Annotated in this window: 26 protein-coding genes, 2 pseudogenes and 1 riboswitch; of the genes and pseudogenes, 14 read left to right on the forward strand and 14 right to left on the reverse strand. The window is 35.9% G+C overall.

Translation table 11 applies throughout. From position 1 onward, the window contains the following. Positions 1-158 precede the first annotated feature (158 nt). On the reverse strand, positions 159-1,334 hold the full coding sequence (locus ACQKMD_RS04715) for an MFS transporter (RefSeq protein ID WP_427749923.1): 1,176 nt from the start codon (positions 1,332-1,334) through the stop codon (positions 159-161). Positions 1,335-1,762: 428 nt separating this feature from the next. On the opposite strand from ACQKMD_RS04715, the gene ACQKMD_RS04720 reads away from it, so the two are divergent. The 3 genes from ACQKMD_RS04720 to ACQKMD_RS04730 all read left to right on the forward strand — a co-directional run bounded on the left by ACQKMD_RS04720 (position 1,763) and on the right by ACQKMD_RS04730 (position 5,771). Next, the gene (locus ACQKMD_RS04720) at positions 1,763-1,954 is read left to right on the forward strand and encodes an SE1561 family protein (RefSeq protein ID WP_427749925.1); all 192 of its coding nucleotides are present in this window, start codon (positions 1,763-1,765) and stop codon (positions 1,952-1,954) included. 132 nt (positions 1,955-2,086) lie between these two features. Continuing rightward, entirely contained in the window at positions 2,087-3,622 is a 1,536-nt protein-coding gene (locus tag ACQKMD_RS04725) for a fumarate hydratase (RefSeq protein ID WP_427749927.1), read from the forward strand. A 244-nt stretch (positions 3,623-3,866) separates the two neighbouring features. Continuing rightward, positions 3,867-5,771 carry a heavy metal translocating P-type ATPase gene (locus ACQKMD_RS04730; RefSeq protein WP_427749929.1) on the forward strand — a complete coding sequence of 635 codons (1,905 nt, stop codon included), beginning with the start codon at positions 3,867-3,869 and terminating at the stop codon, positions 5,769-5,771. A 54-nt stretch (positions 5,772-5,825) separates the two neighbouring features. On the opposite strand, the pseudogene ACQKMD_RS04735 reads toward ACQKMD_RS04730, so the two are convergent. The 4 genes and pseudogenes from ACQKMD_RS04735 to ACQKMD_RS04750 all read right to left on the reverse strand — a co-directional run. Then, positions 5,826-6,081 (reverse strand): annotated as a pseudogene (locus ACQKMD_RS04735) (IS3 family transposase); the annotation flags it as partial. Between the two features lie 120 nt (positions 6,082-6,201). Beyond that, the gene (locus ACQKMD_RS04740; RefSeq protein WP_427749930.1) at positions 6,202-6,393 is read right to left on the reverse strand and encodes a transposase; all 192 of its coding nucleotides are present in this window, start codon (positions 6,391-6,393) and stop codon (positions 6,202-6,204) included. A 60-nt stretch (positions 6,394-6,453) separates the two neighbouring features. Then, complete coding sequence (locus ACQKMD_RS04745) at positions 6,454-7,386, reverse strand: YihY/virulence factor BrkB family protein (RefSeq protein ID WP_427749932.1); 933 nt, start codon at positions 7,384-7,386, stop codon at positions 6,454-6,456. A 23-nt stretch (positions 7,387-7,409) separates the two neighbouring features. Next, positions 7,410-7,760: a YtxH domain-containing protein gene (locus ACQKMD_RS04750; protein ID WP_427749934.1), complete on the reverse strand. Its 351-nt coding sequence runs from the start codon at positions 7,758-7,760 to the stop codon at positions 7,410-7,412. A 211-nt stretch (positions 7,761-7,971) separates the two neighbouring features. Between ACQKMD_RS04750 and ACQKMD_RS04755 the strand changes: the two genes are divergently transcribed. Both ACQKMD_RS04755 and ACQKMD_RS04760 read left to right on the forward strand, forming a co-directional pair. Beyond that, complete coding sequence (locus ACQKMD_RS04755; protein ID WP_427749936.1) at positions 7,972-9,354, forward strand: alanine/glycine:cation symporter family protein; 1,383 nt, start codon at positions 7,972-7,974, stop codon at positions 9,352-9,354. A 71-nt stretch (positions 9,355-9,425) separates the two neighbouring features. Next, complete coding sequence (locus ACQKMD_RS04760) at positions 9,426-9,650, forward strand: DUF1128 domain-containing protein (protein WP_427749938.1); 225 nt, start codon at positions 9,426-9,428, stop codon at positions 9,648-9,650. A gap of 55 nt (positions 9,651-9,705) precedes the next feature. On the opposite strand, the gene ACQKMD_RS04765 is transcribed toward ACQKMD_RS04760, so the two are convergent. From ACQKMD_RS04765 to motA, 4 genes are all read right to left on the reverse strand, one after another. Beyond that, positions 9,706-10,614: a pseudouridine-5'-phosphate glycosidase gene (locus ACQKMD_RS04765; RefSeq protein WP_427749940.1), complete on the reverse strand. Its 909-nt coding sequence runs from the start codon at positions 10,612-10,614 to the stop codon at positions 9,706-9,708. A gap of 3 nt (positions 10,615-10,617) precedes the next feature. Continuing rightward, on the reverse strand, positions 10,618-11,709 hold the full coding sequence (locus ACQKMD_RS04770; RefSeq protein WP_427749942.1) for a carbohydrate kinase: 1,092 nt from the start codon (positions 11,707-11,709) through the stop codon (positions 10,618-10,620). Positions 11,710-12,262: 553 nt separating this feature from the next. Further along, positions 12,263-13,054, reverse strand: a complete 792-nt coding sequence (gene motB, locus ACQKMD_RS04775; RefSeq protein ID WP_427749944.1) for a flagellar motor protein MotB — start codon at positions 13,052-13,054, stop codon at positions 12,263-12,265. Further along, entirely contained in the window at positions 13,038-13,841 is an 804-nt protein-coding gene (gene motA / locus ACQKMD_RS04780; RefSeq protein ID WP_193737513.1) for a flagellar motor stator protein MotA, read from the reverse strand. Before motA ends, motB begins: the two co-directional genes overlap by 17 nt. Before the next feature lie 191 nt (positions 13,842-14,032). Here motA and ACQKMD_RS04785 point away from each other — a divergent pair, with 191 nt between their 5' ends. The 4 genes from ACQKMD_RS04785 (at position 14,033) to ACQKMD_RS04800 (ending at position 17,468) form a co-directional block, all read left to right on the forward strand. Then, positions 14,033-15,265: an aminopeptidase gene (locus tag ACQKMD_RS04785; protein ID WP_427749946.1), complete on the forward strand. Its 1,233-nt coding sequence runs from the start codon at positions 14,033-14,035 to the stop codon at positions 15,263-15,265. Positions 15,266-15,457: 192 nt separating this feature from the next. Then, the gene (locus ACQKMD_RS04790) at positions 15,458-15,592 is read left to right on the forward strand and encodes a hypothetical protein (RefSeq protein ID WP_427749948.1); all 135 of its coding nucleotides are present in this window, start codon (positions 15,458-15,460) and stop codon (positions 15,590-15,592) included. 236 nt (positions 15,593-15,828) lie between these two features. Then, positions 15,829-16,836 (forward strand): rod-share determining protein MreBH, encoded by a 1,008-nt coding sequence (gene mreBH, locus ACQKMD_RS04795; RefSeq protein WP_427749950.1) that lies wholly within the window; start codon positions 15,829-15,831, stop codon positions 16,834-16,836. Between the two features lie 71 nt (positions 16,837-16,907). Further along, a complete protein-coding gene (locus tag ACQKMD_RS04800) occupies positions 16,908-17,468 on the forward strand; it encodes a beta-class carbonic anhydrase (RefSeq protein WP_427749952.1) in 561 nt (186 codons plus the stop codon). A 161-nt stretch (positions 17,469-17,629) separates the two neighbouring features. Here ACQKMD_RS04800 and ACQKMD_RS04805 read toward each other — a convergent pair whose 3' ends face one another. From ACQKMD_RS04805 to ACQKMD_RS04815, 3 genes are all read right to left on the reverse strand, one after another. Next, positions 17,630-18,175 (reverse strand): GNAT family N-acetyltransferase, encoded by a 546-nt coding sequence (locus tag ACQKMD_RS04805; protein ID WP_427749953.1) that lies wholly within the window; start codon positions 18,173-18,175, stop codon positions 17,630-17,632. Positions 18,176-18,181: 6 nt separating this feature from the next. Further along, positions 18,182-19,972 carry a M3 family oligoendopeptidase gene (locus ACQKMD_RS04810; protein WP_427749955.1) on the reverse strand — a complete coding sequence of 597 codons (1,791 nt, stop codon included), beginning with the start codon at positions 19,970-19,972 and terminating at the stop codon, positions 18,182-18,184. 62 nt (positions 19,973-20,034) lie between these two features. Beyond that, a complete protein-coding gene (locus ACQKMD_RS04815) occupies positions 20,035-20,784 on the reverse strand; it encodes a polyphosphate kinase 2 family protein (RefSeq protein WP_427750069.1) in 750 nt (249 codons plus the stop codon). Between the two features lie 242 nt (positions 20,785-21,026). On the opposite strand from ACQKMD_RS04815, the gene ACQKMD_RS04820 reads away from it, so the two are divergent. Then, positions 21,027-21,755, forward strand: a complete 729-nt coding sequence (locus ACQKMD_RS04820) for a tryptophan-rich sensory protein (RefSeq protein WP_427749957.1) — start codon at positions 21,027-21,029, stop codon at positions 21,753-21,755. Between the two features lie 56 nt (positions 21,756-21,811). On the opposite strand, the gene map is transcribed toward ACQKMD_RS04820, so the two are convergent. Then, the gene (gene map, locus ACQKMD_RS04825) at positions 21,812-22,564 is read right to left on the reverse strand and encodes a type I methionyl aminopeptidase (protein ID WP_427749959.1); all 753 of its coding nucleotides are present in this window, start codon (positions 22,562-22,564) and stop codon (positions 21,812-21,814) included. Positions 22,565-22,769: 205 nt separating this feature from the next. Beyond that, positions 22,770-23,330, reverse strand: coding sequence for an energy-coupled thiamine transporter ThiT (gene thiT / locus ACQKMD_RS04830; RefSeq protein ID WP_427749961.1), 561 nt, complete (start codon positions 23,328-23,330; stop codon positions 22,770-22,772). Between the two features lie 135 nt (positions 23,331-23,465). After that, positions 23,466-23,571, reverse strand: a riboswitch (TPP riboswitch). A gap of 127 nt (positions 23,572-23,698) precedes the next feature. Between thiT and ACQKMD_RS04835 the strand changes: the two are divergent. The 4 genes and pseudogenes from ACQKMD_RS04835 to ACQKMD_RS04850 form a co-directional block, all read left to right on the forward strand. Further along, positions 23,699-23,875, forward strand: a pseudogene (locus ACQKMD_RS04835) (M20/M25/M40 family metallo-hydrolase); the annotation flags it as partial. Positions 23,876-24,231: 356 nt separating this feature from the next. After that, a complete protein-coding gene (locus tag ACQKMD_RS04840) occupies positions 24,232-24,375 on the forward strand; it encodes a hypothetical protein (protein ID WP_427749962.1) in 144 nt (47 codons plus the stop codon). A 242-nt stretch (positions 24,376-24,617) separates the two neighbouring features. Further along, complete coding sequence (locus ACQKMD_RS04845; protein WP_427750070.1) at positions 24,618-24,881, forward strand: hypothetical protein; 264 nt, start codon at positions 24,618-24,620, stop codon at positions 24,879-24,881. A gap of 58 nt (positions 24,882-24,939) precedes the next feature. After that, positions 24,940-25,068 (forward strand): hypothetical protein, encoded by a 129-nt coding sequence (locus ACQKMD_RS04850; RefSeq protein ID WP_427749963.1) that lies wholly within the window; start codon positions 24,940-24,942, stop codon positions 25,066-25,068. Positions 25,069-25,204: the final 136 nt, after the last annotated feature.

A 25,204-nucleotide genomic window follows, 5' to 3' on the forward strand; every position in this document is an offset into this window, starting at 1 on the left:
ACTCTTCTTTTCAACTTTCTTGCCTTCACATGAAACAACTCCTTTCAATTCTATTAAACCAAATAGAAATGAAGGAAGTTTAAAGGAAATCTGATTTTTTTCTTAATTTTCCAATATAAAAGGCCTTCGTCACTTTTATAAGTGACAAAGACCCTACATTATATTACTCGCTTTAAAGTTCTTCCTCCAATTAAAGAGATAAAGAAGACAATTAGTAACATGATTGATACAAGTAATAGGAAGCTATACTGAGTGACAAATTGTAAATAGAGTCCGCCCAAAAATGGACCGCTCAAGCTACCTAAGCTAAAAAATATCCCACATAATAAATTGCCAGTTGGCAGTAATTCTTTAGGAGTTAAATCTGTCATATATGTAATCCCTAATGAGAATAGTGAACCTGCAAAAAGACCTGCACTTAAAAAGACCATCGCTACTAAAATTTCAGATCCCTCGAGGAAACTGCCTATACCGAAAATCGTTCCCCCACCTGCTAAGGCACTTAATAGAACTTTGCGACGTCCAACCTTATCCCCCAGCATCCCTAATGGCACTTGTGAGATAATCCCACCTACCGAGAAAGCTGACAAAATAATAGATAACATGGCTACATCAAACGAAAGTCGTAGTGCATAAACCGGGAACAATGCATTTAATGAAGACTCTAAAAAGCCATAACAAAACGGTGGTAAAAATGCTACCCATGCATATTTTAATGTCGATACATAACGTCCCCATGCTTTTTCGTCTACTTTTGACATTTGAATCGACTCTGGACGCTCATTTTTCAATAAGAAGATAAGCGACCATGCTACTATACAAAGAAGAGACGATACGATAAATGGTAACGCTTCGAAAATTTTCATCAATGGGACAAATAAAGGTCCCAATGCAAAACCTAGACCAAATGATAAACCATAAATTGCAATGCTTTTACCCATGCGATGTGCTGGTGCTGTACTAGTAATCCATGTTTGAGTAGCATAATGCAATGCGTGATCTCCTATACCAATCAGTAAGCGTAACACAAACCAAAACGTGATACTTTTCCATAATGGAAACATTAATAATGATAAAAAAACAAGCGCTCCGCCAACCACAATAATTGGCTTATACCCAAACTTACGTAATGGTTGTTCGATAAAAGGAGATATTAATAATGTCCCAATATATAAACCTGTTGCATTCAAACCATTTAAAGCAGAAGAAACCCCATCCTGCTCGAAAATTACCGACACAAGCGGCAATAACATACCTTGAGAGAAGCCTGAAATGGAGACCATAATTACCAAAATCCAAAATCTTCTCTTTTCAAAATTAGTACTATGTCCCATTTCTTCCCCCTTATGATTATAAAACAATTTAAGTATTACTTAATTCTTGTACAATATTACCATAATTATGTTGGAAGCTGATATAATTTTTTCCATAAAAAATGAAGGCCCAGTTCACATTAATAACATGTGTACTGAGCCCTCTAACAATGACTATTATTCATTTTAATTTGCAGTTGCCTTTAAATCCTTAGCGGTAGTTCGCCGTTGACTGCTATATCCCTCCCTCTACTACAGATTTTCATAGTTACTTTCCTTATTGTCCTCCTTCCCTTTTCTTATATATACCTTATCACAATGTTTAAATAATGTAAATTTTCAAAATATAAATAACATGAAAATATTTAATAAGTCCTAGTATTTCCTTATTTCAATTGAAAAAACTATATAAATCAGCTACTATTGGGTAGAAGAAATGGGGTGTAATAATGGGTAAATCAATTACAGATAAAGATCAACAAGTGACCTACCTAAAAGAACGTCTTCAAATCTTTTTAGAAGTGCTAGACGCAATCGACCCTGAAACTACTGAATTAGAAGATATCGATCGCCTTATTCAGATGATGGACGATTTAGAAGAAAAAATGGATCAATTCAATGACAGACCTGAAAACCAATAAGTAAAATGAATGATTTCTTTCATTTTCATCAGTTTCTAAAAGAGCGAGAATTCACGCTCTTTTTTTCATATTTTGAAAAGGGTATAATAAGTATGGAATTAATACATTTCCTTATTTGAGGGGGCAATTTACATGAATTTAGAAAAGCTTGAACAAAGCATTTATGATTTAGTAACTGAAACATCGACAAACTTACCAAAAGATGTACGCCGCGCTATAAAAAAAGCAAAAGATGCTGAAAATGCTGGTACTCGTGCTGCTATGAGTTTAGATACAATCTCTACTAACATTCATATGGCTGACGATAACATTTCACCCATCTGTCAAGACACTGGTCTTCCAACATTTAAATTAAAAACTCCAGTTGGTGTAAACCAAATAGAAATCAAAAAGGTTATAAAAAAAGCAATTGCTCGAGCTACTGCTGATGCGAAGTTGCGTCCAAACTCAGTAGACTCATTAACTGGTGCAAACAGTGGTGATAACTTAGGTGAAGGTCTACCTGTTATGAAATTTGAACAATGGGAAAATGACTTCATCGAAATCAAGTTAATCTTAAAAGGTGGCGGCTGTGAAAACAAAAATATTCAATACAGCTTACCAACTGAATTAGAAGGACTTGGACGAGCTGGTCGTGACCTAGATGGTATCCGCAAATGTGTTCTTCACTCTGTCTACCAAGCACAAGGACAAGGCTGTTCTGCTGGATTCATCGGCGTTGGAATTGGTGGAGACCGCTCATCGGGATATGATCTAGCAAAAGAACAATTATTCCGTAACGTTGATGATACAAACCCAAATCCTGATTTAGCCAAATTAGAAGATTATATACTTGAAAAGGCTAATACATTAGGTATCGGTACAATGGGCTTCGGTGGTGAAGCAACTTTACTTGGCTGTAAAGTTGGCGTTATGAACCGTATCCCGGCATCATTCTATGTATCTGTAGCATATAACTGTTGGGCTTACCGTCGTATGGCAATCAATGTTGATGCTACTACTGGCGAAATCAAAAACTGGCATTACCAAGACGGCGAGAAAATCTCGTTCAAAGATGAACCCCAAACAGAAGAACCAAAATCAGAGAAAAAAATTGTTGAGCTAACAGCACCAATCTCTGAAGAACAAATTCGTTCATTAAACGTTGGTGATGTAGTCAAAATCACTGGTCGTATGTATACTGGCCGTGACGCTATCCACCATCACTTAATGAGTCATGATGCTCCAGTTGATTTAAACGGCCAAATCGTTTATCACTGTGGTCCAGTAATGGCAAAAGATGAAAATGACAATTGGACAGTAAAAGCTGCTGGTCCTACAACTTCTATCCGTGAAGAACCATATCAAGGCGATATTATGAAAAAATTCGGTATCCGCGCTGTTATGGGTAAAGGCGGTATGGGACCAAAAACACTTGCTGCTTTAGCTGAACACGGTGGCGTTTACTTAAATGCAATCGGTGGCGCTGCACAATATTATGCTGACTGTATCAAATCAGTTGATGGCGTTGACTTAATGGAATTTGGTATTCCAGAAGCAATGTGGCATTTATCAGTTGAAGGCTTCACAGCTGTTGTAACAATGGACTCTCACGGTAACTCTTTACACGCAGACGTTCAAAAATCATCTCTTGATAAATTAGCTCTACATGCTGAACGCGTATTTTAATAGAATATAAATGTTACTCTCGAAGACTACTTACAGTTTTCGAGAGTTTTTTTATTATCTAGATGCACCTTTTCTCATAAATTAACATTTATTAAACAATACTCTTCCACAATTCCCGCCCCTATGTTATAATAATTCTAAATTAAAAATAATTTTAAAAACTACTGGTAAACCCTTGTGGATAGCCAGTTTTATTCATTAATTAAGATTTTGATATTGATATTCATTATCAGGAGGTATGACAATGGAAACTGTAAAACAGCAAAACCACTCTCTAATTGAGAAACTAAAAGAACATGCTGAACTAACTGCTGCATTAACTTCAGGTGTCATCATTTTAATAGCCTGGCTACTAGAAAAAAATGATTTGAACACTTTATCCATACCATTTTTCATCCTTGCCTTTGTAATCGGAGGCTTTGCAAAAGCTAAAGAAGGTGTTGAAGAGACAATTGCTAACAAGGAACTAAATGTAGAATTCCTTATGATTTTAGCGGCAATCGGCTCTGCAATCATTGGTTATTGGACTGAAGGTGCAATTTTAATCTTCATCTTTGCAGTAAGCGGTGCACTTGAAACGTATGCAATGAATAAAAGCCACAAAGAAATTTCAGCACTTATGAATTTACAGCCTGAAGAAGCATGGTTAGTAGATGATCAAGGTGAACTAACTCGCGTCTCTGTTCCTGCTTTACAAAAAGGTGACCATCTTTTTATTAAACCAGGTGAGCGTGTTCCTGCTGATGGAGTAATTATCGAAGGGACTACAGCTATCGACGAGGCCGCTATTAGCGGTGAGGCTTTACCAGTAACTAAACTTGAAGGTGATGAAGTATTCGCAGGAACTGTTAATATGAGTGGTGCAGTGACTATGGAAATGACGAAACCAAATTCCGAATCACTATTCCAGAAAATCATTGACCTTGTACAATCTGCTCAAGATGAGAAATCACCTTCTCAGCAATTTATTGAACGATTTGAAGGTACTTATGTAAAATTTGTTTTAATTACCGTTGTCCTAATGATGTTCATCCCCCACTTTTTACTTGATTGGGATTGGACAACTACTTTCTATCGTGCAATGGTATTACTTGTTGTTGCATCACCTTGTGCTCTCGTTGCATCTATTATGCCAGCAACACTCTCAGCCATTTCTAATGGTGCAAAAAGCGGTATTTTATTTAAAGGTGGCATTCACTTAGAAAATTTAAGTGTATTAAACGCAATTGCATTTGATAAAACAGGAACACTAACAAAAGGGAAACCAGTTGTAACAGAGTTTATAGTTCGTGATGGTTTGGATCAACAACAATTACTTTCAATTGTCGCTGGTATTGAATCACAATCAAACCACCCGCTTGCTCAATCGATTACCACTTTTGCGAAACAACAGGGAATAAAAACCTTTCATAAAGCGCAAATTGAAGACGTACCTGGCTGGGGTCTAAAAGCGGTCGTCGATGACATTACTTATAAAGTAGGGAAAGCCGATTTCGTAGGTCATGAAGATGCGATGAGTTTTGCAAAGGGTATTGCACCTTCCTTAGCAGATGAAGGTAAAACGGTTATTTTCGTTCGTGATGAAAAAGGTATTGTTGCCATTGCTGCGATGAAAGACACCGTTCGTGAAGAAGCAAAACGCGCAATTGCTCTTCTTAAAGAGCTAGGTATTCACACAGTTATGTTAACCGGCGATAATGAAAATACAGCGAAAGTGATAGCAAACGAAGCAGGTGTTGATGCTTATATTGCAGAGTGCTTACCTGAAACAAAAGTACAACATATGAAGGATTTAATGGCTAAGTACAAACATGTCGGAATGGTCGGCGATGGAATTAACGATGCCCCTGCCCTAGCAACAGCTACGACAGGTATTGCAATGGGCGAAGGAACAGACGTTGCTTTAGAGACAGCTGATGTTGTATTAATGAAAAATGACCTTTCTAAAATTGCTTATGCGGTTAAACTTTCACGTAAAATGCAAAAAACAGTAAAGCAGAATATTGCATTTTCCATTTCAGTTATCGCATTGCTTATTATCTCAAACTTCCTACAAACAATAGATTTACCTTTAGGCGTTGTCGGGCATGAAGGTAGTACAATTTTAGTGATTTTAAACGGTTTAAGACTTTTAAATAAAAACATCTAAAAAAGAGTGACCTCTAAATGAAGTGACCCCTAAAAGTTAGACACGGTTATTTCATTAGGCAGCCAAGGTCTGAACTCGGTATTGTACCGGGCTCAGGCCTTTTAGTTTCGCCTTAATTCGTTTGTGATTATAATAATCGATATATTTTTCTAATTCTACCTTAAAATGTTCTACACTCTCAAATTCTTTTAAGTAGAGGAATTCAGATTTCAATGATTCCAAAGAAATTTTCCACGACGGAGTTGTCGTAACAGTTGCTTTTACGAGACATGCTTTGTGTAATGCCATGTTCTTTTAATGCATGACGATACTGTTTGTTTCTAACAAGCGTTGCCAATTCCAAAGTATAGAATCAGAAGACAAATTAAAGATCGCAGCTGTTTCGAAGATAGACGTCCCATTTTCGTTCATATAGTTAAGTACGTCTAGTTTATATTGGACCGGATAATTTGTAATAGTTTTTGAGAAAAGCTTTTTTTCCATGATATTGATATTTTTTCACCCAAAATTGAAGTTTACTATAATGAACTCCAATGTCTTTTGCAATAGTTGAATAACCGTCAGCTCCATTTAAGTAGCGTGTTATTGCATTGATTTTTTCTTCAATTGTAAATTTAACCAAAATAATAGCACCCCAAATTTTAGACTATGTCTAAAATTTGGGGTGCAGTTCAAAAAATGGTCACTCTCTTTTTTGTGCTTCTAGTCTAATCTGCATAATAGCATTAATCTGTCCACTGGCCATTAAAATCATTCCTGTGAAATATAGCCATAACATTAGTATGATAATCCCACCGATACTACCATATGTAGCAGAGTAATTTGCAAAATTACTAACATAGTATGAAAATCCATAAGATAAAACAAGCCATGCAATCGTTGCAACAGCAGAACCCAATAATACACTTCTTAAGTATAATTTCATGTTAGGTACTATCCAATACATTACCGTTAATACTGTGAAAATTAACAATGGAGGAATAATCGAACGAATATTATTCCACAACTTCAAAAAATCTACAGCTATTCCAAAATTAGAAAATAATATAACACCTATTTGTCTTCCAAAGACCGATAATAATAATGCAACAATTATTAATCCTACTAATAAAAATGTGAAAATAACAGACACTAATCTCGCAATGATAAAAGGTCTTGTTTCGTCTTTATCATAGGATCGGTTTATGGATTTGATCAGTGCATCTACTCCTTTAGATGCTGACCAAATCGTAGCGATAAAACCGATGGACAATAATCCACTATTTCTATTTTCTAGTACTTCACTAATTGTCCCATTGATTAATGAATATACTTGATCAGGTAAAATCGCATTTAAAAACAAATAAACTTGATCTGGATCTATATTTAAGAACGGTAGTAGTGTCATTAAGAATATGAGTAAAGGAAAAAAGGATAACAGGAAGAAATAAGCTAGCTGCGCACTAAACCCTGAAATGTCCGCATCTTTTAGTCGCTGTATAAACTCCATCATAAATCCTTTTGATGTCGTTACATCATTAACCTTCCCATTCTTACCTTTTTTCTCTATTCCCATCATCTTCACCTTATCAAATACCTCTGAAGATCTTGAATCGTAACGATTGTTTCTACTCATGTCCCTCCTCCCCTTTGTTCAGATCAAAGATGAATTATATTTGGATCTTCTTCTGTTTCTTTTGGAGATACAAATGCATTTTTAGTATCTGCTATCAGGTTTTTCACTTGTGGTGTATAAGTTCGAATCTCATCGATTTTTTCCATTAAGTAATCTTTTTCTGATGAAAATGAATCGTATAGCGTTTGATACTTTTCCACTTTATTTTGTACCTTTTCAACAAACTCATCGCGATTTTTTGCATAGTACTTTACATCCTTTGAAATACTTTTAGCTTTGTTGCATGTGCTTTCACGTGTACTACGATCCAACATACTAATTGCTGCTCCTGCAATTGCTCCAATTGTAATTCCTACAAATAACTTATTCGACATTATAAATTCCTCCTTGCATTTAATTTCTTTGAAATAGTATGCCCTTATACTTTAACAATAAAACTAAAGTGATGGCTATTCAATGTAATCTCTTAAAAAATTATTTCTTGACTTATAGACGGAATATTTAGAATAATAGAATATAATGGAGAAATAAATAGAAATAGGGAGAATATTTCACAAAAAACAACGTACAAGGGGGAAGTATTAAATGGATAAGTTAAATGAGATTTTAAGTTCGATATCAGGCGTATTATGGGGAATCCCATTAATTGTCTTAATCGTTGGTTCAGGGATTTATCTCACTATTCGAGTGGGTGTATTACAACTTAGACTATTACCAACAGCTCTTAGACTAGTATTTTCTAAAAAACATGCTTCAGATGCTGAAGGCGATATTTCACAATTTCAGGCACTGACAACAGCTCTTGCTGCTACAGTTGGTACAGGGAATATCGTTGGGGTTGCAACAGCTGTTATTTTAGGGGGACCTGGTGCTATATTCTGGATGTGGTTCTCTGCATTCTTTGGTATGGCAACGAAGTATAGTGAGGCCATCTTAGCAGTTCGCTTCCGAGTAAAAGATTCGAAGGGTCAAATGGCTGGTGGACCAATGTACTATCTTGAACATGGTCTTAAACAGAAATGGCTAGCTGTATTATTCGCATTATTTGGTGTTTTAGCTTCATTTGGTATCGGGAACGGTACACAATCTAATTCAGTTGCTGGGGTTGTAAATTCTACTTTTAAAATTGATCCATGGATTACTGGTATTATTTTAACTATTTTCGTAGGCCTTGTTATTTTAGGGGGAATTCAATCTATCGGTAAAGTAACAGCTGTTTTTGTTCCAGTTATGGCTGTTTTCTATTTAGCTTCTGGTTTAATCATTATTGTCATGAATATTACTGCTGTACCTGAAGCATTCATAACAATTATTAAAATGGCATTCTCAGGCGAAGCTGCGGCAGGTGGTGCAATTGGTGCGGCAATTCGCTATGGTGTTGCTCGTGGGGTATTCTCCAATGAAGCTGGTCTTGGTTCTGCTCCAATCGCAGCAGCTGCTGCGAAAACAGATTTACCGGGAAGACAAGCACTTATATCAATGACACAAGTTTTCTTCGATACTTTTTTAATCTGTTCGATCACTGGCTTAACAATCGTTATGTCTGGTGTTTATACAAATCCAAATCTAGAAGCAAATGCATTAACAACACAAGCATTTGGTCATTTCTTAGGTAACTGGGGACCAATTGTTGTAGCGATTGGATTGATATTCTTCGCTTCTTCAACTATTTTAGGTTGGGCTTATTATGGGGAAAAATGCTTCCAATATTTATTTAAAAATCCGTATGCTCTTTTAGTTTACCGTCTTATTTTCGTTGCTTTCGTATATATCGGTGCAACAATTCCACTTAATATTGTTTGGACATTCTCTGATGTTGCAAACGGCTTAATGGCAATACCAAACTTAATTGGTCTTATCGGCTTATCAGGTGTTGTCGTTATAGAAACGAAACGTATTAAAGAAAAGCTAAAAGAAGAAAAAGAAGCAAAATTAAATAAAGAAGCTGAGCAAACTGCAAAGGCATAATCAATTTGTAATTGACATTCAATTCATTGCATGAAATGATACTATGTATTGAACGAAAGGTAGGGAATCCTATGAATCTAACTGAACCCTCTACTGAGAATGTCATCTATATGATTGATATGATCAAAGATAAACTTCGTATGGTAAATGCAGATGCAATGAAACCAGAGCATTTTGATACCTCACAATACGAAGACCTTGTCTATCTTTATGAAATGGTTATGAAACGTGATGCGTTTAGCCCAAGCGAAATGCAAGCAATCGTAACTGAATTAGGTTCACTTCGTAAATCATAAAAAAGCTAGGAACAGCCATACTTTTATGGCTTTGTTCCTAGCTTTTTTCATCAAATTATTTATTTAAAGCTACTGCAATTTTAGATCCAACTACTGCATTGTATTTTACTAATGCAATATTAGCTACTAAGCTCTTGCCTTCTGTTAATTCTTTTACTTTACCTAATAAAAATGGTGTTACTTGTTTACCATTAATACCATTTTCTTTAGCTTCTAGTAGTGCTGTTTCAATGATGTTAGTGATGAAATCGTGATCCATTGCATCTACTTCTGGAATTGGGTTAGCAATTACTGCTCCACCTGTAAGTCCTAGATCCCATTTTGTACGTAACATTTCAGCTACTGTTTCAGGATTATCTGCGCGGAAGTTTACAGAGAAATCACTTTCACGAGTGTAGAATGCTGGTACTAAGTCTGTTTCATATCCGATTACTGGAACACCTTTTGTTTCAAGATATTCTAGAGTCAAACCGATATCTAGAATAGATTTTGCACCAGCACATACTACTGCTACATTAGTTTGTGATAGCTCTTCTAAGTCTGCTGAAATATCCATTGTTGTTTCAGCGCCACGGTGAACACCACCGATACCACCTGTTACGAACATTTCAATGCCAGCTAATTCTGCACAAATCATTGTTGCAGCTACTGTTGTAGCACCTTTTTGTTTTGTTGCTAGTAAATAAGCAAGGTCACGACGAGATGTTTTTGCAACGTCTGATGAGTTACCTAGTACTTCTAATTCATCATCAGAAAGACCGATTTTGATTTTACCATCTAAAATAGCAATTGTAGCTGGAACTGCACCGTTATCGCGGATAATTTGTTCCACTTCACGTGCAGTTATAACGTTTTGCGGGTACGGCATACCATGTGAAATGATTGTAGATTCTAATGCTACGATTGGTAGCCCTTTTTCTTGTGCAGCTTTTACTTCTTCTGAGAATGATAGATATTGTTTCATGTATTATTCCTCCAGCTCATTTTTTAGTTTATTCGCGGATAAATCTGGTCTTACTGTAAATGCGCATTGTAAAGTTTTTGCTGCATTCATCAAACCATTTTGAATATTTTCAGCGAAAGGCTCTTGTAGAATCCAGCTATGTAGCAATGCCCCTACAAAAGCATCTCCAGCACCTGTAACATCTTCAACATGATCAATTTGTATAGCAACATAATCCTTCGCCGCCAGGTCTTTAGATGCGGCATAGACCCCTTTACTACCTGCTGTTATAACAACATTTTCTGCGCCTTTATCTAACAATGCTTGCACTGCATTTTTCCAGTCTTCCTCTGAAGAAATCGTAATATCCAAATACGTTTCTGCTTCATCTCGATTACAGATAAACCATGTTACGCCGATTAAATCTTTTGGCATACGATCCATCTTCGGTGACGATACTGGAATTAATGCAAATGGTATATGTCTTACCATTGCAAGCTCTTTAATGCTTTCAACTGTTTCTTTAGGACAATTTAAATCCATTACGATACATGCTGCATTTGACATCGCTGCCTCGTGCTTCATTAGCAACTCTGGCTTTAATAATTCATAAACTTCCATGTTCGCTACAGCTAAAAGCATTTCTCCTTGCTCATCTAAAACAGCCGTATACGAGCCAGTTGATGCGTTTTGAAATAGTTCTACATTAGAAACATTCATATAACTTGTTGAAGCTTCTTTAATCGCATTCCAATCTGAATCCTTACCTGCACCTGTTAAAAGTGATACATGATGTCCTAGACGACCTAAATTTTCTGCAATATTTCGAGTTACACCACCGATACTTTGTGTAACGGCTGCAGGATTAGAAGTACCTAACTGAGCTTTACCTTTAATGTGAAATTTACGGTCCATATTGGCTCCACCAATACAAATCACTTCATTTTCTTCCGGCAATATATAAGCCCTCCCGACAATTTTACCTTGACGAGTTAAACCTGAAATAATATTCGCTAAAGCGGGTCTAGACATCTTTAATTCTTCAGCCATTTCTTGTTGGGACAAAAATGGATTTTGGCGAATAAGCTTTAGGATCATTAACTCTTTATCATTCATGTCATCACCCTCATTACATTTGTTTAAATTATAAACTTTTGTTTTATGAATGTCAAAAAAAAAAAAAACGTATGTAAAATACATACCGTTCAGTATGTCGACAAAAGGCATTTAGATTACATCTTAATTGTCTTTTGTTATTTTCACATATTTTAGTTATTGTAGGTTCTCTTTTATAGATGAAATGCACTTCGAATATTAACTTTTATACCATTATTGGACTTTCCTAAGTCCAATTGGCAGTTTCTTTAAATTCATAGTAGCAAAAGTAAGCATCGCCTGCATGGACACTATTCTAAGACCTTTTAAGGTTGTCTGATTGTAGCGGAAGTGACGACTCCTGCGGGAAAGGCGGACAGTCCAAGACCCTCCAAGCCCCTACAGGAGCGAAGCGACGAAGTGGCTTGGCGCGCCCGCGGAAAGCGTCCACCTCAGTGGAAATCAACGGTCTTAATGTTTTATTTTCAGAAGAAAAAAAGACTGTAGATAAACCCGAATTTCTTCGAGTTTGTTTACAGTCTGAAACGATTTGTGAAATACAGATCGTTTTCTCTTATTCTGATTTTTTTGATGCTTTTTGTTCGCTTGTATTTGTACCGTCCTTTTTCACTAAAGGTTGAATAAGTACTTCTACACGTCTGTTTTTTGAACGACCTTCATCCGTATCATTTGTAGCAACAGGCTCATTTTCTCCGTACCCTTTTGCACTAAAGAACGCAGTATCTAGATTAGCATTATCGTCTACAACTAATTTCAAGAAATTAACTGCACGCATAACACTTAGCTCCCAGTTTGAAGCAAACTCTGCATTATTCATAGGTACTGTATCTGTATAACCTGTAATTATGACATGACGTGGTGGATCAAATACAAGTAACTTGGACAATTCTTTTGCAAGGCTTTGATACTCTTTTTTAACATCTGCTTTACCCGGATCAAAAAGAATACTATCTCGGATTGTTACGAGCAACCCTTCATCTGTGAGCTTTGTTGCAAATTGCTTTTCAAGCTCATTGACAGCTATAAACTCATCTACATTCCCTTTAATTTTCGATAGAGCTTCTTGATCTTCTAAATAAGCTGCGTCTGCTTTGCTATCTTTTTCAGTACTTTTTGGCTTTAGTGGTTCGACTGGTGATGGCTGCTCAAAAACGCCATCACCTGAATCGAAGATAGAACTAAAAACAGTAGAAAGCTGTTGCATTTTTTGTACATCAACAGTACTTGATGCAAATAGTACGATAAAGAGCGCTAATAATAATGTCAAAATATCGGCATATGGAATTAGCCAAGATTCATCTGTATGTTCTTCATGCTTTTTCCTTCTTCTAGATCTCTTTGCCAAGGCCACTCGCCCCGCTTTCGTCCATTATTTGAGAGCGATCTTCTTTAGTTAAGTAAGATGCCAATTTCTGTTCGATTACGCGAGGGGCTTCACCTTCTAGAACCGATAAAATACCTTCAATCATCATTGTTTTTTGACGAATTTCTTGGCTAGATTTACGTTTTAACTTATTTGCAAATGGATGCCATAGTACATAACCAGTGAAAATACCTAGAAGTGTCGCTACGAACGCTGCTGAAATAGCATGTCCTAATTTTTCAATATCGTTTAAATCTCTTAGTGCTGCAATCAGACCAATTACTGCACCAAGTACCCCTAAAGTTGGGGCATATGTACCTGCTTGTGAAAAAATTAAAGCTCCGCTTGCATGGCGATCTTCCATCGCTTCTACTTCTTCGTTTAATACGTCGCGGATATAATCTGCATTTTGACCATCAATAGCCAAAGTCAATCCATTTTTCAAAAATGGATCATCAATTTCGGATACTTTGCTTTCAAGTGCAAGTAGCCCTTCTCGACGAGCTAAATCTGCCCATTGCGAAAACATTTTAATAATCTCTACATCACTTACTAACTTTTGCTCCTTGAAGATAAGACCAAACAGCTTAGGTATACGTTTTAGTTCACTCTTAGGAAATGCGATCGTAATCGCTGCGATCGTACCGAAGATGATAATAAGTATCGCTGCCGGATTCAGTAATGCATCAGGAGTAACACCTTTAAAATACATCCCTGCTAATAGCGAAACAAAAGCTATTATTAAACCAATAATCGATGATAAATCCATTTTAGTACCCCCAAAATCGTCATTCTTTTTTTTATTTCGGTTTATATTTCATTATCTTAATAATCTATTACAAACAATAGGAGATATTTGCCGAAATTTCGTGAAAAGGACAAAAATATGTTCCTTGACTTTTTCTTTTCTAATCTTTCGAAAATTGTTACAATTGACTTAATTTAAGGAGGAATGTCGTCATGATTTCATTCAATGAGAAATTAGATCGTTATGCTGAACTTGCTATTAAAATTGGTGTCAACATCCAACCCAATCAATTTCTATACATTAACTCTTCTGTTGATAATGTAGAGTTAGTCCGGTTAATAACTAAAAAGGCTTATGAAGCTGGTGCCAAACAAGTATTTGTTGATTTTGCGGATGATCAAATTAGTCGTCTACGTTACGAGTTAGCTCCTGCCGACTCTTTCGACTTTTACCCGCATTGGAAAACGGAAGAACGTAATTGGTTAGCAGAACATGGTGCTGCCTTCATAAGCATTGTTTCTCAAAGCCCAGATTTACTAGCTGGGATTGAATCTAGCCGTATCGTCTCTTTCCAAAAAGCGGCAGGTAAAGCCTTAAGTAAGTATAGAGAATATGCTCAATCTGACAAATTTAGTTGGAATGTTATTGCAGCATCTTCAAAAGATTGGGCCGCCAAAGTTTTTCCTGAACTGCCTCAAGACCAACAAGTTGAGCATCTTTGGGAAGCTATTTTTAAAGCTGTAAGAGCTGATGTAGCAGATCCAATTAACGCTTGGAAAACACTCGATGAATCATTGCATGACAAAGTATCCTATTTAAACGAAAAAAAATATCATAAATTGCACTATCGTGCTCCTGGAACAGATCTTACAATCGAACTTCCTAAAAACCATATTTGGTGTGGTGGCGGTAGTGTCAATGTGAACGGCAAAGAATTTATGGCTAATATGCCAACAGAAGAAGTATTTACTGCACCATTTAAAACAGGTGTTAACGGTTATGTATCCAGTACTAAACCATTAAGCTATGGTGGCAATATTATTGATAATTTTAAAATTACTTTTGAAAATGGCCGAATCATAGACGTATCTGCAGAACAAGGTGAGGAAGTACTAAAACAACTTGTGGCTACTGACGAAGGTTCACATTATTTAGGTGAGGTTGCTCTAGTTCCCCACAATTCACCTATTTCACAATCGGGTCTATTATTCTATAACACACTGTTCGACGAAAATGCTTCTAACCATTTGGCTATTGGTAGTGCTTACGCTTTCAACATAGAAGGTGGTAAAACCATGTCTCGTGAAGAGATTGCAGAGAACGGCTTAAACCAAAGTCTAACACATGTAGATTTTATGATTGGTTCTGACAAAATGGATATAGACGGTATTTCGGAAGATAACAATGTAGAACCAATATTCCGTCAAGGAAATTGGGCATTTTAATATCCTTACATGTATTCTATTAAAATAACAATATAATTCTCATATCATATCTTATTTTTATTAAAATTTGCAATTTAAACCAGTAAAAGCATGAGTAAATAGATTATCCATAAATTAGACTTATCTTCAAACAAAATATCATGTATACTGGTAGATAATGAATCTTTAATAATGGTAGAGAGGAGTTTTATAATGTTTACATTTATTTTAACAGTTTTAGGATTTTCAGCACTTATCCTAATCACTGGTGGAATCCTTATTCACTATTTACTAGTAGGATTAGATACATCAACTGCAACTCTTGTTGATCCAAAACCTAAAAACTAATAATCCAAAACAGTTACTTATAAGTAACTGTTTTTTTATTTTTTTCTCACAATTTTGTAACAAACTTGTGACATTTTAAACCTATTTACCCTTAAATTCCCCAATAACTGATTATTTATAAATACTATCTCCACACTTATTTCCTAAACAACTTACAACTTCCAATATGTAACATAGGGGTTTTGCTGTTTTTCCTCTATACTTAGGAGGCAATGTTATAAAGGAGGAAATACACTATGTTTTCAACAACTGCAATTGGAATCGATCTTGGCACAGCCAATACGTTAGTATATACAAAAAGCAAAGGAATTTTATTAAATGAACCATCAGTTATTTCAGTAAATACAACTACAAATGAAGTAATCGCAATCGGTACGGAAGCAAAGAGTATGATTGGGAAAACGCCCGCGAATATTCAAGCAATCCGTCCCCTTCGTGATGGTGTCATTGCCGACTTTGATATGACTACCGCAATGATTAAAGCCATTATGCAAAAGGTAGGGAAAGTTATTGGTGGCTCAATCCGTAAACCGAGTGTAATCGTCTGTACTCCATCTGGTGCTACTTCAGTTGAGCGTTTAGCTATAAGAGATGCTGTTAAACAATGTGGAGCTAAAGAAGTCTTTTTAATCGAAGAACCTGTTGCTGCAGCAATCGGTGCTGATCTTCCTGTTAGTGAACCAATCGCAAGTGTCATCGTTGATATCGGAGGAGGCACAACAGAGGTTGGAATCATCTCATTTGGCGGCGTTGTTACTTCAAACACTATGAAACTGGGTGGCGACCGAATGAATGAAGAAATCATTCATTTTGCACGTAAAGAATACAGCGTACTAATTGGTGAGCATACTGCTGAGAATATAAAAAAAGAAATTGGTTATGCTTTAATCCAACATGACAAAGAGTACATGGAAGTGCGCGGTAGAGATATTGTAACTGGTTTGCCAAAAACGATCACGGTAAATTCAGAAGAAATTCAAAGTTGTCTTAAAGAATCTCTTCTTTCAATCTTAGAGGTTATCCGTAGAACTTTAGAAAGCTGTCCACCTGAGTTATCTGGAGATATTGTAGACCGTGGCGTTGTATTAACAGGTGGCGGCTCTCTATTAAAAGGTATGCCTGAATGGCTTTCAGATGAACTTCTTGTTCCTGTTATTCTAGCTCCATCACCATTAGAATCTGTTGCAATCGGTACAGGGCGTTCTTTAGATACAATGAATCTTTTACAAAAATTAAATTCATAATTTCTTTAAAACTTATTCTCTTTTCTGAATAGTTATTCTAAAATAAGTATGTAAGGAAAGGGGAAAGTTTTATGTCAATAATAAAAGATATTCTTACATTCAATGAAACCTTCGTAGAAGAAAAGCAATATGAGCCTTTTATTACAAGCAAATTCCCGGATAAGCATTTTGTAATTTTAACATGTATGGATACTCGTCTTGTAGAACTCTTACCAAAAGCTATGAATTTACGTAATGGAGATGTCAAAATTGTCAAAAGTGCAGGTGCCACTTTAAATCATCCTTTTGGTGGTATTATGCGTAGTCTACTTGTAGCAATCTATGAATTACAAGCAGATGAGATTTTTGTCATTGGGCACTACGATTGTGGTATGAGTGCAGTTAACCCTGACAAAATGCTAACTAAAATGGTTGACCGTGGCGTCTCTCAAGAAGCAATTAATCTATTGAATTATTCTGGTGTAAACTTACATGATTGGTTACGTGGCTTTGACGATGTAACAGAGAATGTACGACATAGCGTTGAAGTAATTCGAAATCATCCACTAGTTATCGACTCTATTCCCGTTCATGGTTTAGTAATCGACCCAAGTACAGGTCGTCTTGATGTAGTTGAAGACGGTTCAAAATAATCGATATTACAAAAAGCGAGGGTCACCTTCTAGGTGCCCTCGCTTCTTCTTTTTTAAACAAAAATCGACGCATTTCCCAGGAAATGATTCGCTAATTATTTCATTCCGTAAAGCATTCCTCTGACAGTACTTTTCCATCTCCGCCAGACGGCCTTACCCTTTCAAAAATCATCATCTATATAAGAATACAAATAATGATCTTCCCAATTCCCATTAATGTACAATAGCTTTCTTAATAACCCTTCACGTTGGAATTCAGTTTTCTCTAAAACGCGAACAGAGCCAATGTTTTTCGGCGATACATACGCTTCCATCCGATGCAGCGACAAATCTTCAAATCCAAATTTCACTACTAGCTCTAACGCCTCAGATGCAATTCCTTGACCAATATAACGTTTATCTACTGAATAACCGACAAAAGCACTTGCAAATGGTAATCTCTTGATAGAATAAATCGATATATGTCCTACAAGATCCGACGTTCCCATTGCAAATATTGCAAAACTATACTCACGGTTTAATCTCATACGCTGAATAGACTCAATAATTTTCTTTCTTTGAGTGTGTTCTGTATAAAACTCATCCTCATGTAATGGCTCATAGATCGACCAATAACGCTTATTCCGCTTTACTAGATTTGTGAATGCCGAAACATCGGCTTCTTCTAATGTTCGTAAATAGCAGCGATTTCCTTCAAGAAACACCATATTAGATCACCCTTTTTGAGTGGTTAATTCTAAAAATTGTTCAACATCCTGTTCACATATACGAATTCCCTTTTCCCAGAATGTCTTTTCTGTAATATCCTCACCTAAATGTTTCATCGCTAAATCTTCTACTGACATAACAGCTGTATCTTGTAATAAAGCGATATATTTATCTTCAAAGCTACTACCTTCTTCTTTAGCTTTAGCATAAATACTTAATGAGAACAAATATCCAAATGTATATGGGAAATTATAAAACGGTACACTTGTCATATAGAAGTGCAATTTTGAAACCCAGAAATGTGGATGAGCAACATTTAGCGCACCTGCATAAGCTTCCTTCTGTGCCTCTTCCATTATTTCATTCAAGCGTTGAGCTGGTACAATTCCTGACTCACGTTCTTCATAAAAACGTGTTTCAAATAAGAATCGAGCATGAATATTCATGAAAAATGCTACACTGCGTTGAATTTTATCTTCAAGTAATGCTATTTTTTCATCTTCTGATTTTGCTTCTTGAACAGCTGCATCTGCAACAATCATTTCAGCAAATGTAGAAGCTGTTTCTGCCACACCCATTGCATAGCTAGTATTCAAAGTATGAATAGGACGTAATGCATACGAATGGAATGCATGACCAAGTTCATGTGCTAATGTTGCAACATTAGACATAGTACCACTATAAGTCATGAAAATACGCGATTCCTTCGTTAATGGTAATCCGGTACAAAATCCACCCGGACGTTTATTTGGGCGGTTTTCAGCTTCAACCCAGCCATTTTCAATTGCATTTGTAGCAAAGGCTTCTAGCTTTTTGCCAAATCGTCCGAAATTTTTGATAACAAATGCTGCGCCTTCTTGATAAGAAATCGTCTCAGTTGATGCAGTAATTGGAGCATCTAAGTTGAACCAATCTATTGTACTCGTATTTAATAGCTCTGCTTTACGCTTTAAATATTCTGCGAAAGGTGCTTTATGATCTATAATTGCACCCCACATAGCATCAATTGTTTTAGGCTGCATACGGTTAGTTTGAAGTGGCTCTTGTAATACCGAATCCCAACCTCTTTTTTTGTATGTAGCTAACCGGAACCCTGCTATATGATTCAACGTTTTTGCAAAGAATTCCTCTTTTTCAGTCCATGTTTTTTCAAGAGCTTCATAAGCAGCTTGACGTACTGCCGCATCCGGATGTGAACTTAAGTTATTTGCTTGACCTACAGATAGTTCTTTTTCTTCACCATCAATTATAAAAGGAATTTTAATATCACTAATCAATAGATCATACATTTCTCCCCAAGCATTATAACCATCAACCTTTAATGCAGAAATTATGTTCTCTTCTTGCTCAGAAAGTTTTAATTTAGTTTCATCTCGCCATTCATTTAAGGTGAATTTGAATTGTGATAGCTCTTCAGTAGCTAGTAGCGCTGTCCATATTTTTTCTTCTATACCACTTAGCACTTGCTGAAATTGCAATTTAATTGGTGCAAAACTTGCAGCTAGTGATGAAATTTCGCCTCGCAATAGGGAAGCTTTTTTGTCTGTCATATCTTGTGCTTGTAAACACGAGATAAATGAACCAATTTGCCCTATATTAACATATACTTCTTTCATTAATTCTAGAACATCTAAAATGGATCTTGCATCTTCTACTATAATACTTGAAACGGCTTTTTGTAATATTTCTAATTCAACTGGAATTTCGTCTAACTGTACTCTTAGCTCTTTTGAATTGCTACCCCCAGCAAATATAGACTCTAAATCCCATACTTCTGGATATTGTTGTTTTGTCATATTCAAGCCTCCATTACTAAAATAGATTACATATTAGTATAATGCTTCTAGACACGAAATAGTTATACTTCTTCGCTAATAGTTTCTAATGGATCAGTAATTTGTAAACCTCTAAGTTCACATTCCTTTGTAACATGTGCGATTACTTCTTTTAGAACTTGAATACGTGCGTATTTTTTATCATCACCTGATATTAAAATCCATGGTGCTTGTGGTTTATCAGTCTTCTCAAACATATCATTTGCTGCCTCAACATAAATTGGCCATTTGTCACGATTTCGCCAATCTTCATCCGTTAGCTTCCATTTTTTATAAGGATTTTCTTGTCGTTCTTTAAATCGATTTAATTGTTCTTCATTTGACACTTGAATCCAGAATTTTGCTACGATATAGTTATCATCTGTAAGTAGTTTTTCAAATTGGTTAATTTCTTCGTAGGCACGTTGCCATTCTTCTTTTTTAGCAAAGCCTTCAATACGTTCTACTAGTACACGTCCGTACCATGTACGATCAAAAATACCAATTTGGCCTTTGTAAGGTAGGCGCGTCCAAAAGCGATGTAGATAGTTATATTTCAGCTCGAAGGGTTGCGGTGCGGCAATTGGATGAACGATATATCCACGAGGATCCAGTCGTTGTGTTAAACGTTTAATGGCGCCACCTTTACCAGCTGCGTCCATTCCTTCAAATGCTAATACGAGCCCAATATCATGATTGAATAAGAACTGTTGAATATTTAACAATTCAAATTGTAGTTTTTTTAGTTCCTTTTTGTAGGAAGGCTTATCGTTTAGATGTTTGTCTAATTTCATATCTTCAATGCGTTTACTCACTTTAAACACTCCTTTTACTTTTATAGTAGTATTTTACAGCAAATTGTTCTGAAATGATATTTGTTGTTCTAACTAATCAAATGTATACTTTATACATACGCACTATAATTGGTAGTGATTATTTGTATATTTACGCAATTGCTAACAAGATATTTTTCTACTTCAGACTGCAACGAAATTTAGGATTTTATATTAATCTCAACATGAAGGAGGAGATTTTATTGGGGAGATTACTAATTATTACTATTGCTTATATTGCAATGGTAACTGTAAACTTAGCTGCTAATATTCTTCCACTAAACGGTCAAACTACTGGCGACATCTCCGAAAGTTATACGGTTCTTTTCACTCCAGCACGATATGTTTTTAGTATTTGGGGCTTTATATACATAATTTTAGCTTACTGGATTTACAAACATTGGTACAATTACCAGAGAGAGAACACGATATCTATTCAACAAACGCTGTTATTTACAGCCAGTTCATTACTTAATATTTTTTGGATTTTCCTGTGGCATTATAACTACTTCCAAATTTCAGTTATCGTAATGCTATTATTATTAGCTTGTCTAGCACTTCTATATTTCTCATATAGTAACGATGAACAAGCATGGTCAAAACGCATACCGATCTCTATTTACTTTGCTTGGATTTGCGTAGCAACAATAAAAAATATCGCTTTCGTACTAACGTATAACCATTGGAGTGGCTTAGGATTAAGTGATCCTTTATGGGCTGTTATTATGCTCACTCTAGGTACCGCTATTGCACTTCATATGCGTTTCCACTATTTCGATATTAACTTTCCTACCGTCTTCATTTGGGCTTATATTGGAGTTGCGATAAAAAATGGATTTGAGGAATTACTCGTAACGACTGCTGCCCTTTTTTTAAGTGGTGTCTTATTGGCAGGAATATTATTTATAAAAAAACAAAAGCCTTCTAAATAACTGTATAACAAAAAGGCCTTCCTTGATGAAATTTCAAGGGAGGCCTTTTCAATATTTTAATCTAATTTAGTTGTAATAATCGGTTCACCATCTGTTACGATGATTGTATGTTCATATTGTGCAACTAGTGATTTATCAGGCGTTATAAATGTCCAACCATCACCTGACTCAACGATGTGTTCTGCTTTTTGTGAGATGAACGGTTCAACAGCTAAAACCATTCCTTCTTTTAAAATTGTACGATCCCATGCATCAAAATAGTTCAATACATGTTGTGGATCTTCATGAAGTGAACGCCCAATGCCATGCCCAGTTAAGTTCATAATAACCGCTAAGCCATTTGCTTTCGCTTCACGTTCTACAGCTTTACCGATTTGATTTAAACGGGCACCTGGTTTTACTTTCGTCATCGCACGATCAAATGCACTTTCTGCAACTTGGCAAAGTTTATCGATTTCTGGATAAGATCCACCACCTACAACAAATGACACACCTGTATCTGCAAAGTAGCCATCAACATGACCTGAAACATCGATATTAATAAGGTCTCCCTCTTTTAATGTAAGGTTCCCTGGAATGCCGTGTGCAACTTGTTCGTTCACACTTATACATGTATATCCCGGAAAATCATATTCACTTTTAGGTCCTGAAACGGCTCCATTTTCTTCAAATAAACGGCCACCAATTTCATCTAATTCTTTTGTTGTAATTCCTGGCTTTGTTGCAGCCTTCATCGTTTCACGGATTTGGGCCATTACACGTCCAGCTTTTTTCAATGCTGCAATTTCCTCTTGAGTTATAGCTATCATTTTATACGATCCCTTCTTCTCATATGTCTACTCTCTACTATAACACTTTTTTCGCAAAATGAAGAACATGAAATTCGAGTATCTCTCCATTTCAAATGTCTATATATTTAGAAAAGTTTCGTTTAGTTCTTATATTAATATATGAAATTTTGTTACTGAAAGTACTAAAAGAGGACTCCATCTATAAGGAATCCTCTTTTTTGTATCAATTTTTTTGTTGTAATAAACGAGGTGCTGAAGTAAATAATAATACCGCTACAACGGCTGTTAGTATAGTAGCTGGCAACATATACGTACCATTATAAATTATAGAATACAAATAAACATTTTGATCACCTGCATATTTACTAAAGAATACAACCCCTGCTGTAGTATGTGCCACATATCTCAATAACCCTCCAAGAGTAGTACCTAGTACAATATACAAAGTGATTTCTTTTTTGTTTAATTGCTTACTTGCCGCAAACACTAGATGTCTCACAACACCAGCTAAACCGACTACAGTAAATGCTATAAAATAATCGATAAATCCTTGAACAGGTGTAAAAATTGAGGCACCCATCGACACTTGCAATAAACCAACTAAAAATCCCGTAATCAAACCACCTGATACACCCCAACGAAATGCCATTAATACAATCGGTACCATAACAAGACTTATAGAACCACCTTGAGCCCATAGCTTAAATGACAACTGATCCAAAATTAAACCGATTGTAGCAAAAATTGCAATCTCGATTAAAAACAATAATCTCTTTTTATTCACAATAAACATCCTCCCGTAGTTCTGATGTAGAACACACAAGACCTAAAACGTATCTCATTTGTAAATGAGCTCTAGATAGTAAAACTTTCGGCAACAAAAAAACGACATCAGGACAGGTCCTGACATCGGTTATATGTCGATTTCTATCCACATTCCTACGCAAGCATTAACTTACAGGTTCAAAGGGTTAGAACTTTGGGTTCACTCTCAGCCGACCATTTCGGCTCCCCTTGTGGTAAATACATCATTTAATTGTAATTATCGAACTCCCCTATTGTACTCAAACGATTCTTATTTTTCAATAGATTACTCTAAAATGTTAAAGAACTCTCTGCCAAAAACAAATATAATTTCCCACTGTAGATGATGACCTTTTATACGGGCGTGGAGCTACTGATATGAAAGCCGGAGTTGCGGCGGCGATGATAGTCAGCTTTGTTGAGCTATCTAAATCAGCTGATAAGCTGCCTAGACGCCTTCAACTCCATCTGGTGACAGACGAAGAAACTGGAGGTGAAAATACATTAGGATGGCTTAACTCCTAATGGGGATAATGGCCAATTTGTTATTTATGGTGAACCGACACGTCTGCAAATTGGATTACAAGCAAAAGGCATTTTACAATTCGAACTTTAATTCAAAAGTAAAGCATCACAATGGTAGTCGCACTTTGGATGGGATAAATGCTATTTTACAAGCCATGCACTTCCACTCAAAACTGCTAGAATCACCAATAAAAATGCCCGTATTGCTTTTTATGACTCTCCATCGATTAATTTGGCTACAATACAAGCAGAAGAACGTTTTAATATCGTCCCAGATCCGTGCAATGTACGTTACGATTTCCGATGCGTGGACAATTAGCAGAAGGTATTCTAAAAGATATTAAAAAAATTTCTCGATGACGAAACAATCCAAGTTGAAATCATTATTCACAGTATTGCTCCTTGCAGTTACAACAAATGCTGAAGTTTGTGACAAGAAGGCCATGCTAGTTGGACAAACGGCTCTACTGATACTAGATTTTATGCAGCAGATGGCGTAGCAGCAATCAAATTCGGACCAGACGGAGCAGATTGGCATGGTCCTTCTGAATATATCAGTATTTCATCTATATAATCTATATACCATTTCGCAGATATAATAAAAAGACATGCATTAAGTTGAATCTTTTTGGGCGCTGTAGCGTAAATAATAATATGAATGGAGGTGCTTGTGCTGGATAATAATCGAGTATTATCTGCATTATGTTATTTCAGTATATTTTTTGCAGGATTTCTTTTGCCAGTGATTGTTTATTTTGTAAGTACTGATTCGGATGTAAAACACCATGCTAAACGAGCATTCATATCACACTTATTACTTATTATCCCCTCAATTATTGGTTTCTTTATTTTCTTTATCGTATTTGGTTTTTATGGAACTAGTTCTAATAATGTTTTGAGTGCAGGACCTATTTTAGTTATCTCGTTTATTGTTGTAGAAATATTATTATCTGCGGCAGTAATCATTTGGAATATCATACAAGGTGTTCGTGTACTACGCGTTTAAGATGAAGCATTTAGGGAATAAAAATAGTATTAGCTTTTAAGAAATGGAGTGCTACTAAATGAAGGTAAGAAACGTAGTAAAAACTGCAATTAAATTAGCACCAATTGTTTACCCAATTGTTATTAAAGTTATTGATGCTCGTAAATCCAAATCGAAACAAATACCAATGAAAAGATATAAACCATAGTATTATTGCTCTTATGCGGATAAATTCATGCATAGGGGTTTTTTTATGGGTTTTTGATTGTTGCTCTAACTGGGATGTTTGTTGTGATAAGTCATTTGATTGTTGCGCTAACTCCTTTGATTGTTGCACTAACTGA

Origin of the sequence: Viridibacillus sp. NPDC096237, assembly GCF_050278625.1 — a bacterium.
Taxonomy (GTDB): Bacteria; Bacillota; Bacilli; order Bacillales_A; family Planococcaceae; genus Viridibacillus.

Excerpts from the sequence above, each read along its gene's own strand:
- ACQKMD_RS04715 (WP_427749923.1), bottom strand. The coding sequence starts at position 1,334 with ATGGGACATAGTACTAATTTTGAAAAGAGAAGATTTTGGATTTTGGTA.
- ACQKMD_RS04720 (WP_427749925.1), top strand. The coding sequence starts at position 1,763 with ATGGGTAAATCAATTACAGATAAAGATCAACAAGTGACCTACCTAAAA.
- ACQKMD_RS04725 (WP_427749927.1), top strand. The coding sequence starts at position 2,087 with ATGAATTTAGAAAAGCTTGAACAAAGCATTTATGATTTAGTAACTGAA.
- ACQKMD_RS04730 (WP_427749929.1), top strand. The coding sequence starts at position 3,867 with ATGGAAACTGTAAAACAGCAAAACCACTCTCTAATTGAGAAACTAAAA.
- ACQKMD_RS04745 (WP_427749932.1), bottom strand. The coding sequence starts at position 7,386 with ATGAGTAGAAACAATCGTTACGATTCAAGATCTTCAGAGGTATTTGAT.
- ACQKMD_RS04750 (WP_427749934.1), bottom strand. The coding sequence starts at position 7,760 with ATGTCGAATAAGTTATTTGTAGGAATTACAATTGGAGCAATTGCAGGA.
- ACQKMD_RS04755 (WP_427749936.1), top strand. The coding sequence starts at position 7,972 with ATGGATAAGTTAAATGAGATTTTAAGTTCGATATCAGGCGTATTATGG.
- ACQKMD_RS04760 (WP_427749938.1), top strand. The coding sequence starts at position 9,426 with ATGAATCTAACTGAACCCTCTACTGAGAATGTCATCTATATGATTGAT.
- ACQKMD_RS04765 (WP_427749940.1), bottom strand. The coding sequence starts at position 10,614 with ATGAAACAATATCTATCATTCTCAGAAGAAGTAAAAGCTGCACAAGAA.
- ACQKMD_RS04770 (WP_427749942.1), bottom strand. The coding sequence starts at position 11,709 with ATGAATGATAAAGAGTTAATGATCCTAAAGCTTATTCGCCAAAATCCA.
- motA (WP_193737513.1), bottom strand. The coding sequence starts at position 13,841 with ATGGATTTATCATCGATTATTGGTTTAATAATAGCTTTTGTTTCGCTA.
- ACQKMD_RS04785 (WP_427749946.1), top strand. The coding sequence starts at position 14,033 with ATGATTTCATTCAATGAGAAATTAGATCGTTATGCTGAACTTGCTATT.
- ACQKMD_RS04790 (WP_427749948.1), top strand. The coding sequence starts at position 15,458 with ATGTTTACATTTATTTTAACAGTTTTAGGATTTTCAGCACTTATCCTA.
- mreBH (WP_427749950.1), top strand. The coding sequence starts at position 15,829 with ATGTTTTCAACAACTGCAATTGGAATCGATCTTGGCACAGCCAATACG.
- ACQKMD_RS04800 (WP_427749952.1), top strand. The coding sequence starts at position 16,908 with ATGTCAATAATAAAAGATATTCTTACATTCAATGAAACCTTCGTAGAA.
- ACQKMD_RS04805 (WP_427749953.1), bottom strand. The coding sequence starts at position 18,175 with ATGGTGTTTCTTGAAGGAAATCGCTGCTATTTACGAACATTAGAAGAA.
- ACQKMD_RS04810 (WP_427749955.1), bottom strand. The coding sequence starts at position 19,972 with ATGACAAAACAACAATATCCAGAAGTATGGGATTTAGAGTCTATATTT.
- ACQKMD_RS04815 (WP_427750069.1), bottom strand. The coding sequence starts at position 20,784 with ATGAAATTAGACAAACATCTAAACGATAAGCCTTCCTACAAAAAGGAA.
- map (WP_427749959.1), bottom strand. The coding sequence starts at position 22,564 with ATGATAGCTATAACTCAAGAGGAAATTGCAGCATTGAAAAAAGCTGGA.
- ACQKMD_RS04840 (WP_427749962.1), top strand. The coding sequence starts at position 24,232 with ATGACGAAACAATCCAAGTTGAAATCATTATTCACAGTATTGCTCCTT.
- ACQKMD_RS04850 (WP_427749963.1), top strand. The coding sequence starts at position 24,940 with ATGAAGGTAAGAAACGTAGTAAAAACTGCAATTAAATTAGCACCAATT.